At 56.0% G+C, this 14248-nt stretch carries 11 protein-coding genes; 3 read left to right on the top strand and 8 right to left on the bottom strand.

Annotated features, from left to right (window positions below; genetic code table 11):
* Window positions 1-11: 11 nt before the first annotated feature.
* Both NH344_RS12005 and NH344_RS12000 read right to left on the bottom strand, forming a co-directional pair.
* A complete protein-coding gene (locus tag NH344_RS12005; protein WP_232068246.1) occupies window positions 12-710 on the bottom strand; it encodes an ATP-binding cassette domain-containing protein in 699 nt (232 codons plus the stop codon).
* 10 nt (window positions 711-720) lie between these two features.
* On the bottom strand, window positions 721-1962 hold the full coding sequence (locus NH344_RS12000) for a lipoprotein-releasing ABC transporter permease subunit (protein ID WP_044629201.1): 1242 nt from the start codon (window positions 1960-1962) through the stop codon (window positions 721-723).
* Window positions 1963-2166: 204 nt separating this feature from the next.
* On the opposite strand from NH344_RS12000, the gene NH344_RS11995 reads away from it, so the two are divergent.
* Window positions 2167-3231: an agmatine deiminase family protein gene (locus NH344_RS11995; protein ID WP_172514586.1), complete on the top strand. Its 1065-nt coding sequence runs from the start codon at window positions 2167-2169 to the stop codon at window positions 3229-3231.
* A 10-nt stretch (window positions 3232-3241) separates the two neighbouring features.
* Window positions 3242-4144, top strand: coding sequence for a carbon-nitrogen hydrolase (locus tag NH344_RS11990; RefSeq protein WP_044629199.1), 903 nt, complete (start codon window positions 3242-3244; stop codon window positions 4142-4144).
* A 111-nt stretch (window positions 4145-4255) separates the two neighbouring features.
* Here NH344_RS11990 and NH344_RS11985 read toward each other — a convergent pair whose 3' ends face one another.
* From NH344_RS11985 to secA, 3 genes are all read right to left on the bottom strand, one after another.
* Window positions 4256-5212, bottom strand: a complete 957-nt coding sequence (locus NH344_RS11985; RefSeq protein ID WP_253027957.1) for a Nudix family hydrolase — start codon at window positions 5210-5212, stop codon at window positions 4256-4258.
* Between the two features lie 77 nt (window positions 5213-5289).
* Entirely contained in the window at window positions 5290-6519 is a 1230-nt protein-coding gene (argJ, locus tag NH344_RS11980; RefSeq protein WP_253027956.1) for a bifunctional glutamate N-acetyltransferase/amino-acid acetyltransferase ArgJ, read from the bottom strand.
* Window positions 6520-6555: 36 nt separating this feature from the next.
* The gene (gene secA, locus NH344_RS11975) at window positions 6556-9279 is read right to left on the bottom strand and encodes a preprotein translocase subunit SecA (protein ID WP_253027955.1); all 2724 of its coding nucleotides are present in this window, start codon (window positions 9277-9279) and stop codon (window positions 6556-6558) included.
* Window positions 9280-9826: 547 nt separating this feature from the next.
* Between secA and NH344_RS11970 the strand changes: the two genes are divergently transcribed.
* Window positions 9827-10303 (top strand): DciA family protein, encoded by a 477-nt coding sequence (locus NH344_RS11970; RefSeq protein ID WP_044629195.1) that lies wholly within the window; start codon window positions 9827-9829, stop codon window positions 10301-10303.
* 109 nt (window positions 10304-10412) lie between these two features.
* Here the strand turns inward: NH344_RS11970 and lpxC are convergent, their stop codons facing one another.
* From lpxC to ftsA, 3 genes are all read right to left on the bottom strand, one after another.
* The gene (gene lpxC, locus NH344_RS11965; RefSeq protein ID WP_054641053.1) at window positions 10413-11324 is read right to left on the bottom strand and encodes a UDP-3-O-acyl-N-acetylglucosamine deacetylase; all 912 of its coding nucleotides are present in this window, start codon (window positions 11322-11324) and stop codon (window positions 10413-10415) included.
* A gap of 157 nt (window positions 11325-11481) precedes the next feature.
* Complete coding sequence (gene ftsZ / locus NH344_RS11960; protein ID WP_044629193.1) at window positions 11482-12663, bottom strand: cell division protein FtsZ; 1182 nt, start codon at window positions 12661-12663, stop codon at window positions 11482-11484.
* 34 nt (window positions 12664-12697) lie between these two features.
* Window positions 12698-13987, bottom strand: coding sequence for a cell division protein FtsA (ftsA, locus tag NH344_RS11955; RefSeq protein WP_062360043.1), 1290 nt, complete (start codon window positions 13985-13987; stop codon window positions 12698-12700).
* Window positions 13988-14248 lie beyond the last annotated feature (261 nt).

Below are 14248 nucleotides of genomic sequence, written 5' to 3'. Positions count from 1 at the left end.
CTAGCGCATCGCTATGCCTGAGCGACCAAGCGCCCCCCATCCAGCTTCATGACACGGTCTTGATGGGCAGCCAAGCCCACATCGTGAGTCACAATCACAAATGCACAGGCGCTCTCTTTGGCCAGCTCATCCATCAGCGCCAGAATAGACGCTGCGGTAGTTTGATCCAGGTTTCCGGTCGGCTCATCCATTAATACGAGGCTGGGGTCGGTCACTAGCGCCCGGGCAATCGCCACTCGCTGGCGCTCACCGCCCGATAGCTCACCCGGCTTATGGTCGGCACGCGCTTTCATCCCCACCCGCTCTAGGATCTGCATAGCGCGCTGTTCAGCCACTTTTTTAGACTGGCCGCGAATAATCAGCGGCAGCGCAGCATTCTCCACCGCCGTAAATTCCGCCAGCAAATGGTGGAACTGATAAACAAAACCAATATATTGATTGCGGAAGCGGCCCAGCGCGGCTTCATTCAGGCCCGAAAGTGCCTCACCGCCAATCACGACGCTGCCATCGCTCGGGCGGTCTAGGCCGCCCAACAGGTTTAACAGCGTGGTCTTGCCTGAACCCGAACTTCCTACAATCGCAACGCGTTCACCGGCACGGACGGTCAGTTCAAGCTGATCCAGTACGGTGAGATCCTGAGGGCCTTCGCTGTAAATGCGGGTGAGTCCACGGCACTCCAGCATAACGGCGTTAGAGGTGGTTGGCGTCATCGGGGCATCCTTATTCATAGCGCAGTACATCAGCAGGCTGAACGCGAGCAGCTCGCCATGCGGGATAAAGCGTCGAGAGGAACGTCAGGCCAAACGCGGCCAGCACGATGTCACGCACATCGCTCCACTCCAGACGCGACGGCAGGTCGCTAATGAAGTAAACCCCCGCATCCAGGAATTGAATACCAAACGCCGTTTCAAACCAGCCAATCAAATCGGAAATGGTGAGCGCCAGCAGAATGCCCACGGTAACGCCTACCGCAATGCCGATCAGGCCAATCGCTAGCCCCTGCACAATGAAAATACCCATGATGGAGCCCGGTGTGGCACCAATGGTGCGTAAAATGGCAATGTCCGCACGCTTATCCGTCACCACCATCACTAGCGTCGACACAATATTGAACGCGGCAACCGCAATAATCACGGTCAACAGCAGCGCGATCATGCGTTTTTCCATCTGAATAGCTTGGAAGAGATTGCCATGGGAGAACGTCCAGTCGGAGCCGCTGTAGCCTGGGCCCAACTCGTTCACAATGGCCTGAGTTTCGCTACCGGCGATAAACAGGTCGTCTAGCTCTAGGCGCAAACCACCAACCGCATCGCCCATACGTGCCAGCGTTTGCATATCTTCAATATTGGCGTAGGCCAAATTGGCGTCTAGATCGGCACCTACGCTGAAAATACCGCTGACGGTAAACCGCTTCAGTCGGGGGAAAACGCCTGCCGGAGTAATCGATGCCTCGGGCACCAGCAGCGTCACGCGGTCACCCACGCCAACGCCTAGCCTGCGGGCGAGCATCGAACCCAGCACAACATTCCACTCACCGGGCACAAGGTCGGCCAACTCACCCTGGCGCATGTGCTCGCCAATAATAGAGACCTGGTCTTCCCAATCCGGATGAATGCCGTTGACCATCGCGCCTTGGTTGCGGCCGCCAGCGGAGAACATACCCTGCTGCTCAACGTAAGGGGCCACACCAATCACTCGATCGCGCTGTACTAATTGCTCTGCCAACGCCTCCCACTCTACCAGTCCTTCCTGGGACTCAATTTTGGTGTGGGGCACCATGCCTAAAATGCGCGTGCGCAGCTCGTGATCAAATCCGTTCATAACCGACAGTACAAGAATCAGTACCGCCACCCCTAGCATCAGCCCCAGCATCGACGTTAAGGAGATAAACGAAATAAAGTGGTTCCGGCGTTTAGCGCGCACATAGCGCAGCCCCACCAGAAAAGGCAAACGATCAAGCATGGCTACATTCCTTAATAATGGGCGTCCATGGTACGGTTTTTTTAACATGGCTGCATGTGCAAACGCAGCCTTAGAGTCGCCCTCTCCAAGGCCGTTCCCTTTATAACGGTATCGCTTGCAAGTTGAGGAGCAACCCCCTAAATTGCGCCCGACCCTCTTGCCCGCCGGGCAAGCTTATTCTGACTAGTGAGAGCACCTTTTACGTTGGCTACCAAGACTCACCGCTTATTGCCCGAATGGCACCCTCAAGATGGCCTACAGCTCACCTGGCCCCGTCCAGACGGAGACTGGGCTTATATGCTGTCGCGTATCGAAGCAACGCTTGAGCGCATTGTGCTTGCCACGGCGCGCTATCAGCGCGTGATCATCAGCGTGCCAGACGAGGCGACCCATCAGCGCCTGACCGCCACGTTCGATGCCTACGGCATCCCCAAACATCAGCTGCTGCTGATTGTTGCACCCACCGACGATACCTGGGCGCGAGATCATGGGCCGATCACGGTATTGGACGAAGATAACCAGCCGCTGCTGCTGGATTACACCTTTACCGGCTGGGGCGGTAAATTCCCTGCTGAGCGGGACAATCAGCTAACCCAGTGGCTAGCCGATGCGGGCTTATGGGCCTGCCCAGTCTCTTCTCGGGAGATGGTGTTAGAAGGTGGGGCTATCGAGACTGACGGCGAAGGCACGCTGCTCACCACGGAAGCGTGCCTGCTCAACCCAAACCGCAATCCGTCGCTCTCTCGAGAAGACGTTGAAGCGCTTTTGGCAGATGACTTTGGCGTAGACCGCGTGCTGTGGCTAGCCAATGGACATTTAGAAGGCGACGACACGGACAGCCATGTGGATACGTTGGCACGCTTTTGTAACCCCTCGACCATTGCCTATGTGCGTTGTGACGACCCCACTGACCCGCACTACACGGCCCTGCAGGCAATGGAGCAGGAGTTAAAAGCCTTCCGTCAGCGTAACGGAGAGCCCTACCAGCTTATTCCGCTACCCTGGCCCCAGGCCTGTTTTGACCCGGAAGATGGGCATCGCCTACCAGCCACCTATGCGAACTTTTTGATTATCAACGATGCGGTGCTGGTGCCTACCTATGGCGACCCAGCGGATGTTACCGCACTGCAGGCGCTGGCCGTCGCTTTTCCAGAACATACGCTGATCCCCATTGAGTGCATCAGCGTGATTCGTCAGCACGGCAGCCTGCACTGTTTAACCATGCAGCTACCCAAAGGTACGCTTGTGCCTGCGACCACTCACTCTTAAGGAGGGCAGCATGTCCCAGACACTTAACGTGGCGGTGATTCAACAAGCCGCATGGCCCGATAAAGCGCTCAGCCTGGCCGAAAGCGAGGCGGGCATTCGCAGAGCAGCCAGCCAAGGGGCACAGCTCGTACTATTACAAGAGCTGCACGCCACCCACTACTTCTGTCAATATGAAGACCCGGCACTGTTTGATCTCGCCGAACCGCTGGATGGCCCGACGGGACAGCGATTGGCGGCACTGGCAAAAGAGCTGGATATCGTGCTGGTGGGCTCGCTGTTTGAAAAGCGCGCGGCGGGGCTCTACCACAACACCGCCGTGGTGTACGACCGCGCCAAAGGGCGGGTTGGCCAGTACCGCAAGATGCATATTCCAGATGACCCAGGGTTCTATGAGAAGTTTTACTTCACCCCTGGCGACGCCGACGACGCACGCAAAGAGGGCTTTACGCCGATTGACACCTCAGTGGGTCGGTTAGGCATTCTGGTGTGCTGGGACCAGTGGTACCCGGAAGCCGCCCGCTTAATGGCGCTGGCGGGTGCTGAGCTACTGCTCTACCCCACCGCTATTGGCTGGGATCCTAATGACGACGACGCGGAAAAAACCCGCCAGAAAGATGCCTGGACGCTGATTCAGCGCGCCCACGGCGTCGCGAATGGCCTGCCCGTCTTGGTGGCAAACCGCGTAGGCTTTGAGGCCGACCACTCCGGCGTGGGTGATGGTATCGCGTTTTGGGGCGGTAGCTTTATTTGCGGCCCACAAGGTGAGCTACTAGCCCATGCCGGTGAAGAGACTGAGCAGTTGGTCGTGAGCCTGGATATGGCGCGTAGCGAAAACACCCGCCGTATTTGGCCCTACCTGCGCGATCGCCGTGTCGACGCTTATGGCGACCTAACCCGCCGCTACCGCGATTAAGCTTATTCGAGCATCTGAAAATCAAAAACGCCTGCTCTGTTACCAGAGCAGGCGTTTTGCTATCAGCGCTTTTCTATAAGTACCAAGCCGACATCGCTTATATCCAGAAATTTATTTCCAGAAGTCGCGAATCGACGCAATACCCTGAGCACCCACCGCGCGAGCGTGGTTGGCGTCAAAGCGGGTCATACCGCCCAGCGCGAATACCGGCATACCGGCACGTTCCACCAGCTGTTGGAAGTCGTGCCAGCCCATCGGAGCCACTTCCGGGTGTGATGGCGTGGTGCGCAGCGGAGAAAGCGTGACAAAATCACAGCCCAGCACTGCCGCTTGGGAGAGCTGCTTTTGATCATGCGTGGAGGCGGACAGCCACTTGTTTTCCGCAATCGGGCGTCGGTCCAGCTGCATTAAACGCGCACTGGTCAGATGAATACCATCCGCATCGACCTGGTCCAGCAGCGTTGGCTCACCGTTGAGCAGCAGCTTAGCGCCGTACTCACGGCAAAGCTTGAGCGCTCGCTCAGCACGGGCAACATAGGCCGCGTCATCTAAGCTTTTGGCACGCAGTTGCACAAGGCGAATACTGTCTTCGCGCAGAGCGCGCTCCAGCAGCGACGCGAAGCGCTCATCGTCAGGCTCTTCACCGGTAATCAAGTACTCGGTGGGTAGCATCACCGCACGCAGAATGGGCAGGTTCGCCGCTGGGAACGGGTAGTTCACCAACTCATTCATCGGCACCCAGCGCACCGCCTGGCCTTCACGACCAAACGGTTCGCCAGCAAACTCATGCACCTGCCACACATCGAGCAGAATGTGCTTATCAGGATACTCATGGTGAACGCGAATGAGCGGTTGGGCACGAACAATCTCAACGCCTAACTCTTCATGCAACTCACGTTTAAGGCCTTCCAGCCCAGTTTCATAAGGGGCTAGCTTGCCACCGGGAAACTCCCAAAGACCGCCGTGATCGACGTTGGAAGGCCGGCGCGCGATCAGCACGTGCTTTTGATCGGCGCTGATCATCGCAGCTGCCGCGACATGAACCCGTCGTTTTACCATTACACTCATTACGTCTTATCCACTTTGTGCGCGCCGCCTTTATATTGCACGGCGCTATCTCGCTGCGTTAGCACGTTGCCGCAGCCTTAGCTGCGGTAATCCGCGTTGATGGACACATAGTCATGGGAGAGATCCGAGGTCCACACGGTAGCGGACTCGTCACCACGCCCCAAATTAATGCGAATTGTGATCTCTTCCTCGGCCATGACGGCACTGCCAGCCGCTTCGGTATAGCTACCGGCGCGGCCACCGTTCTCCACTAGGCGCACATCGCCTAAGTCAATCACGACCCGGCTAACATCAAACGCCTCAACCGGCGCTCGACCCACCGCCGCCAAAATACGCCCCCAGTTGGCATCCGAGGCGTAGAGCGCGGTTTTTACTAGAGGCGAGTGAGCTACGGTAAACGCCACATCCAACGCCTCTTGGCGAGTGCTGGCCTCATTCACCTGTAGTGTGACGAATTTGGTCGCCCCTTCGCCATCGCGAATAATCGCCTGGGCGAGTTCGGTCATCACCCGCTGCAGAGCGTTACGGAAAACGGTAATGTGCTCGTCGCTTTCAATACGCGCGCCCGTGCCGGTCGCCGCTAACATGCAGGCATCGTTAGTAGAGGTATCGCTATCCACAGTGATGCAGTTGAACGAGCGATCCACCGTTTCTCGCAGTAGCGTGGCGAGCAAGGGCTGCTCAATCGCCGCATCGGTGACCACAAACCCCAACATGGTGGCCATGTTGGGTTTAATCATGCCCGAGCCTTTGGTAATCCCGTTGATGGTGACCTGATGGTCGCCAATATCAACGGTCACCGTGGCTCCCTTTGCGCGGGTGTCGGTGGTTAGAATACCTTCACCTGCCTGCTGCCATGCTTGGCTTGAGTCGGCCAGCGTATCAAACGCACCCGGCAAGCCTGCCAGCAGGCGTTCCATGGGCAGCGGCTCACCTATCACCCCCGTTGAGAACGGCAGCGCCTGAGCCTGCTCAACACCTGCCTGCTCAGCGACAGCAGCACAGCTGGCATAAGCATCTTGCAAGCCAGCCTCACCCGTCCCCGCATTGGCATTACCGGTATTAATTAACCAATAACGAGGCGCAAGGCCGCTACTGGCGCACTGCTCAAGATGCTGCTTGGCAACCACTACCGGAGCAGCACAGAACGCATTGCGGGTGAAAACACCCGCCACAGTGGCAGTCTCAGGTAGCTCAATCACCACCATATCACGGCGATCCGGCTTCTTAATGCCCGCCATTGCAGTGCCCAGGCGCACCCCACTGAGGGGTGGCAATTCCGGAAAGGGAAGGTTTCCCACCGCCATGTTTCTCTCCTCTACGTTCGCTTACGCCATACGTGATTAGCTTAATTTGCCGCAGCACTGCTTATATTTTTTACCCGAGCCACACACACAGGGGTCGTTGCGGCCAACTTTCGGGTTTTCCCGGCGCAGCGGACGGCCATCAACCCCGGGCGCTGTCTCGCTAGTACCGGCATCAGGCGCATCGTGGAGGCTGGCGGCTGTCGCTTTTTCACGAGCAAGCTCTTCACGGCGTTTCTGCTCTAGGGCATCCACTTCTTCTGGCTGACGCACCTGAACGTGGCTGAGAATACGCGTGACATCGGCTTTGATATTGGTCAGCAGATGTTGGAACAGCTCGAAGGATTCGCGCTTGTACTCCTGCTTGGGGTTCTTCTGTGCATAACCACGCAGGTGGATACCGCGACGCAAGTGGTCCATGGACTGCAGGTGCTCTTTCCAGCGGGTATCCAGCACTTGGAGCATCACCTGCTTCTCGAAGCGGCGAATCAATGCCGCACCTGCGGACTCGATTTTAGCCTCATAGGCCTCGCGGTGCATGGTTTGCAGACGTTCACGCAGCTTCTCTTCGCTAAAGCGCTCGTCTTCCTCGGCCCACTGCGTCACTGGCGCGACGAGATTGAACTCGGTTTTCAAGTGGGCTTCCAAGCCGGGCAGGTCCCACTGCTCAGCCAGGCTCTGGGGCGGCACGTACTCGCTAATCGCGTCTTCCATCACCTCTTCACGAATACCCACCACCGCGGCGGAGACATCGTCAGACGCTAGAATTTCGTTACGCTGCTCGTAAATCACGCGGCGCTGGTCGTTGGCTACGTCGTCGTACTCAAGCAGCTGCTTGCGAATATCGAAGTTACGCCCTTCCACTTTCTTTTGAGCGCGCTCTACCGCATTAGAGACCATTTTGTGTTCAATGGCTTCACCACGCTCAAGGCCCAGCGCCTGCATTAAGCGCTTCACTCGATCGGAGCCGAATAGGCGCATCAGGCTATCTTCCAAAGAGAGGAAGAAGCGTGTGGAACCCGGATCGCCCTGGCGGCCTGCACGGCCACGAAGCTGGTTATCGATGCGGCGGGATTCGTGGCGCTCAGAGCCCACCACGTGCAAGCCACCAGCTTCCAGCACCGCGTCGTGGCGCTTTTGCCATTCGGCTTTTAGCGCATCAAGCTGTGCTTGGCTAGGGTTTTGCAGCTTCGCGGCTTCGGCTTCCCAGTTACCGCCCAACATAATGTCAGTACCGCGACCCGCCATGTTGGTAGCGATGGTAATCGCACCGGGCCGGCCAGCTTGAGCAATAATTTCTGCCTCACTTTGGTGCTGCTTGGCGTTTAGGACGTTGAATTTAAGCCCTGCCTCACGCATTAGGCGCGCCAGATACTCAGACGTTTCGATAGAGGCGGTACCCACCAGCACTGGGCGGCCCGCTTCGGTCTCTGTTTTCACGTCTTTGATGATGGCTTCGTACTTCTCTTCCGCGCTCAGGTACACAAGGTCGTTGAGATCTTTACGCGCCAGCGGGCGGTTGGTGGGAATGACGATCACATCAAGACCGTAAATCTGACGGAATTCGAAGGCTTCGGTATCCGCCGTGCCCGTCATGCCCGATAGCTTTTCATACAGGCGGAAGTAGTTCTGGAAGGTGGTAGACGCCAGCGTTTGGCTTTCACGCTGAACCGTAACGCCCTCTTTAGCTTCCACGGCCTGGTGCAGACCTTCAGACCAACGGCGCCCCGGCATGGTACGGCCGGTGTGCTCATCGACAATCACCACCTGCCCTTCGGCAACGATGTAATCAACGTCCGGATGATAGAGATGGAGAGCGCGCAGCGCCGAGTGCATATGCTGTAGCAGGTTGAGGTTTTGCGCTGCGTAGAGCGATTCGCCCTCACCCAGCAGCCCTTCGGCCCGCATGAGCTCTTCGACTTTATTGTGACCCTGTTCGGTCAGCTCCACCTGCTTCTGCTTTTCGTCGAGCACGAAATCGCCGCTCACCGGTGCTTCGTCATCTTCGGAGACTTCACCCTGCTCGAGCTGTTGGGCGAGGCGGTTCACGATGCCGTAGAGGTCGGTGTTCTCGTCTACCGCACCGGAGATAATCAACGGCGTACGTGCTTCATCAATTAGGATGGAGTCGACTTCGTCCACAATCGCGTAGTGCAGGCCGCGTTGGACTTTATCTTCCAGCGAAAACGCCATGTTGTCGCGAAGATAGTCAAAGCCAAACTCGTTGTTGGTGCCGTAGGTAATGTCGCACTGATAAGCATAGCGCTTCTCTTCGCCGGTTTGCCCTGCAAAGATAACGCCTACCGTTAGCCCTAAGAATTCATAAAGCGGGCGCATCCATTCCGCATCACGGCGGGCGAGGTAGTCATTCACCGTTACCACGTGAACGCCTTTACGGGTCAATGCGTTCAAGTAGACTGACAGCGTGGCGACTAGGGTTTTACCTTCACCGGTTTTCATTTCCGCGATACGGCCACGGTGCAGGGTCATACCACCGATCATCTGCACATCAAAGTGGCGCATGCCCATTACTCGCTTACTGGACTCACGAACGACAGCAAAGGCTTCTGGAAGCAGGCTATCCAGCGTCGCCCCATCGTCTAACCGCTGACGCAGCTCAGTGGTTTTCGCTTGAAGTTCCGCATCGCTTAGGCCCGCCAGGGTCTCTTCTAACGCATTAACGCTCTGCACGCTTTTATACATGCGCTTTACTTCACGGTCGTTTTTAGAGCCGACCACTTTACGTAACAAGTTATTAATCATGAAATTTCCAGATCATCGTGAGCGACCCATCCAGGTGCGCCCTTATATAAGGCAAATAGGCGTAATGTTAACCAATGCGTTGTTCGGCGGGCGGGCCACGAGGGGTCACTACATCGCTGGCAGCAACAAGTCGAAGCGTGATCAGCGGTAGTAATAGAGGACGGCTGCAAACGCTGGGCAATCGGCGCGTTTGGCGACTAGCCCAGCGACGAAGCGCACGGCGCTTCTTGGCAATCCAGTGCGATTGAGCCCGTAGCATCGCAGGCATCCAAAAGCAGATGCAGACATTGCGGCCACTGCTTCTCAATGCATCTGAAGGGTGTAAACTAGCGGGCAATAAGCAGCTCACCAACAGGCCAGCCAGCCACCAACGCGCTAAGCCATAGCGTCGTTGACGCCTTGGCGAAGCAGATACTATCTCTGACGTTGATGACATGCTGTGGACTGGCTCCCGAGCGTGTTAGGCTCTTTTCATTGGCGGTCAATCACAGGCGCTGTTTGTATTCGCCAGTACGACGTCACTAGCAACACCCTAGGAATTAAGTTGATGAGTATAAAGGTTAAGCGTTCTCGCGCACAGCCCATTGCCCAACTGCTGACCAAGTCTGGCGGCGTTGGACAGCTAATGCGCCAATCACGCTTAATTGATCAAGCGCAACGCCACCTTCGCGCCCATTTGCCTGAAGAGATGCGCGAGCACATTTTCGTCGGCGGCTTCAGCAACGGACGCCTTACGCTGATCAGCGGACAAGCCAGCTGGTTAACGTGGCTACGCTACGAGCAGTCGCAGCTACTGTCACTGCTTCACCAATTACCGGGCTTTGAAGGCGTGACAGGGTTTACGCTCAAAGTTCGTCCAGTGCGCCCGATCGAGTCACCTAAGCGTTACACGCGCACACTGTCAGATGATGCGGGCAAAACCCTGGCCGAATGCGCCAAAGACACCGACAACCCCGCGTTAAAAAACGCCCTGGAGCGGCTTGCTTCTCACGCGCGCTCTACATCTACAGAACCAAAACCTTAGCAACGCGACCCCTTAAACGCATAAAGCACCGCCTTAGCGATGCTTTATAAAGTGGGGGGCCGTTTCGTTATGTCAACTCAACTCCCCCAACATTTTGCCTTATGCCTCATTACGCCATGACAGGAGCGGCATAGGAAATAGGCGCCACTGCTTTCTCTTCTTCAAACGTAACGATTTCATACGAATCGGGCTGCGCCATCAGCTCCCGGCAAAGCTGGTTATTCAGCGCATGGCCGGATTTAACACCTCGGAACTCGCCAATCAGGCTGTAACCAAGCTGATAAAGGTCACCAATGGCGTCTAGCACTTTATGTTTGACGAATTCGTCTTCGTAGCGCAGGCCGCCTTCGTTCACAATACGGTAGTCATCCACCACAATGGCGTTTTCTAAGCTACCGCCCAGCGCCAGATTGTTCGAGCGAAGGTACTCTAAATCGCGCATAAAACCGAAGGTTCGTGCACGAGAGACTTCTTTCACGAACGATGTGGTTGAGAAATCGATCAGCGCCGTTTGCTTCTGCTGTTCAAAGACCGGGTGGTCGAAGTCGATAGCAAATGACACCTTGAAGCCTTGGTGAGGCAAAAAGGTAGCCTCTTTATCACCATCGGTAACGCTAACCCGACGCTTAATGCGGATAAATTTCTTCGCTGCCTCCTGCTCTAAAATGCCCGCTGACTGAATCAGAAACACAAAGGGGCTGGCACTGCCGTCCATAATTGGCACTTCGGGCGCACTGATATCGACGTAGGCGTTATCAATCCCCAAACCGGCAAAGGCTGACATCAAGTGCTCAACGGTCGCGACTTTAACGCCTTCATGGCAGAGCGCTGTGCATAGCATGGTGTCTTCCACCAATTCGGCACGGGCAGGCACGTGTACCACTGGGTCCAGATCGGTTCTGACAAACACAATGCCGGTGTTGGCCGGCGCCGGGCGCAAAGCCATGTGGACTTTTTTGCCAGAGTGCAGACCCACTCCAGTGGCGCGGATGACGTTTTGTAATGTGCGTTGTCTGATCATGGGTAGTGGTCAAGCTCTGATGACGGCGGCTCGTAGCCTAACGCTACACAGTCCGCAGGGGGAAAGAAAGTTATCAAACAGTGTTCACTTTAACAGCAAACGAGCGTTTTACCAATAAAACTCTCGTTTGCTGCCTCAATGAGCCTGATAGCGCGGTTTAATCCGCCTGGCGGCGCAAAAATGCGGGGATATCGAGATAGTCATCAGCATCCGCTGAACGACGTTTTTCTGGACGCGGCTTTGGCGCTGCTTCCGGCGCTTCTGCGCGTGCAGCGGCCTGCTGACGCATGACCGTCGGCTGCTGCAGCTTGCGGTAGTCGGAAGAGGAGGTATCTGCCGCAGAGCGACGCGCAGGTTCGCGAGCCGCTGCTTTTGACTTGCTGCCATCTAGCCCTGCTGCCACTACCGTCACACGCAGCTCGTCGGACATTTCCATATCGATTGAAGTACCGACCACAATCGTCGCTTCTTGAGAGGCGAACTCTTGTACCGTCGCCCCCACATCGTTGAATTCACCAATGGAGAGATCCGGCCCAGCCGTGATATTGACCAGGATACCGCGAGCGCCATGTAGATCGATATCTTCCAGCAGCGGGCTGCGGATGGCTTTTTCTGCCGCCTCACGGGCACGGTTCTCACCCGTCGCGCCGCCTGTACCCATCATCGCCATGCCCATTTCGGACATCACGGTGCGTACGTCAGCAAAGTCGACGTTGATGATACCTGGGCTGGTGATCAGCTCTGCGATGCCCTGTACCGCACCTAGAAGCACATCGTTAGCTGCGCTAAAAGCCGTCAATAGCGTAGCATTCTTGCCCAGCACCGATAGCAGCTTTTCATTGGGAATAGTGATCAAGGAATCAACGTGCTCAGAGAGCTCTTTCATGCCCTCTTCCGCAGCGCGCATACGCTTGGGCCCTTCAAACGGGAACGGACGCGTAACGACCGCAACAGTCAGAATACCCAACTCCTTAGCCACCTGAGCTACCACCGGGGCGCCGCCCGTGCCTGTACCACCACCCATACCGGCAGTAATAAAGACCATATCGGCGCCGTTTAACAGCTCAGCAATGCGCTCGCGATCTTCCAACGCGGCTTGACGACCCACCTCTGGGTTAGCGCCAGCACCAAGACCCTTGGTGATTTCGCCACCTAGCTGCAGCACCGTTTTTGCGGATACACGTTTAAGTGCCTGAGCATCCGTATTGGCGCAGATAAATTCAACGCCTTCGATATTGCTCTCGACCATGTGGTTGACAGCATTACCGCCGCCGCCGCCAACACCGACTACTTTGATGACCGCACTGCTCGAGGGTGCGTTATCTACCAATTCGAACATAAGCCCCGTCTCCTGAACCGCGCTTGCGGCCCTATCAGAAATTTCCTTTGAACCAGCCTTTGATTCTTGCCAGCGCCGAATGGCCATCCTTGATATCACGCCGGGCTAACTCATTACGTCCTTTATGGGCCGCAACGACTCCCCCGTGGCTTTCTAGGCCTTGCCCATGACGAGTTTCCTGCAGTGCATAATGCAGTAAACCAACGCCCGTCGCATAGATAGGATTGCGAACCACATCTGCCAAGCCTCTGACATTTTGCGGGCAGGCAATACGAACCGGCATATGGAAAATTTCTTCCGCCAGTTCGCTTACACCTTCCATGCGCGAGGTGCCGCCGGTGAGCACCACACCCGCAGCCACCATATCTTCATAGCCGCTGCGACGTAATTCGTCTCTTACTAACGTAAAGAGTTCCTCGTAACGAGGTTCGACCACTTCCGCTAGCGCCTGACGCGATAGATCTCTGGCTGGGCGATCACCCACGCTAGGCACTTTAATCATCTCATCGCTTGCAGCAAGCTGGGTTAATGCGCAAGCGTATTTCACCTTGATTTCTTCAGCGTGCTGGGTCGGCGTTCGCAGTGCCATCGCGATGTCATTGGTGACTTGGTCACCTGCAATGGGGATCACCGCTGTATGGCGAATGGCACCTTCTGTGAAAATCGCCATATCGGTGGTACCACCACCGATATCCACCATACATACCCCGAGCTCACGCTCATCCTCCGTCAGCACAGCCATACTAGAGGCCAACTGTTCCAAAATAATGGCATCCACATCTAAACCGCAGCGCCGTACACACTTTTCAATGTTTTGCACAGCATTCTGGGCCGCCGTTACTAAGTGCACTTGTGCTTCAAGTCTTACCCCTGACATCCCCAGCGGCTCCCGGATGCCGCCTTGGGTATCAATGGAAAACTCTTGAGGTAATACATGTAACACTCGCTGGCCTTCTGAAATCGCTCGTGCGCGAGCCGAGTCGATCACCCGTTCAATGTCTGAAGGTGTTACTTCACGCTCCTTAATCGCGACAACACCGTCGGAATTCATGGAGCTAATATGGCTACCCGCCACGCCCACATAAACCGAGTGGATGTCGCATCCTGCCATCAGCTCGGCTTCTTCCACCGCACGCTGAATAGACAGAACCGTTGACTCAATATTAATCACAACGCCGCGCTTCATACCGCGCGAGGGGTGGGAACCGATACCGGCAATCTCAATCCCCCCATCATCGGTGGGTTGACCGACTATCGCGACGACCTTGGACGTTCCGATGTCCAGCCCGACAACCATATTGGATGCGTTGGGTGAGCCTGCCATGAGTCGGTAAATCTCCTTGCCGTCATTTTAATAGGGTAGATATTGCCCATTGGCATTAAAACGCCAACGCAATAACCAATTTGCGTTTAATAACTTTAACTAGAACACTATCTAACCAAGCTAACCGCTGACAGGATAATAAAACTCATCCACATCACCGCTAGGGACATAGTATAGAAACAATAGTCGTAATACGACTAGCGCACACCCACGATAATTGGACTGGATAGCAATTTAAACCCCATTCATAGGTTTTTCGGC

Source organism: Halomonas sp. Ps84H-12, from assembly GCF_024124725.1.
GTDB classification, from domain to species: Bacteria; Pseudomonadota; Gammaproteobacteria; order Pseudomonadales; family Halomonadaceae; genus Vreelandella; species Vreelandella aquamarina.
Note: the sequence above shows the minus strand (reverse complement) of the source record. Positions and strands in the feature narration are given on the sequence as shown.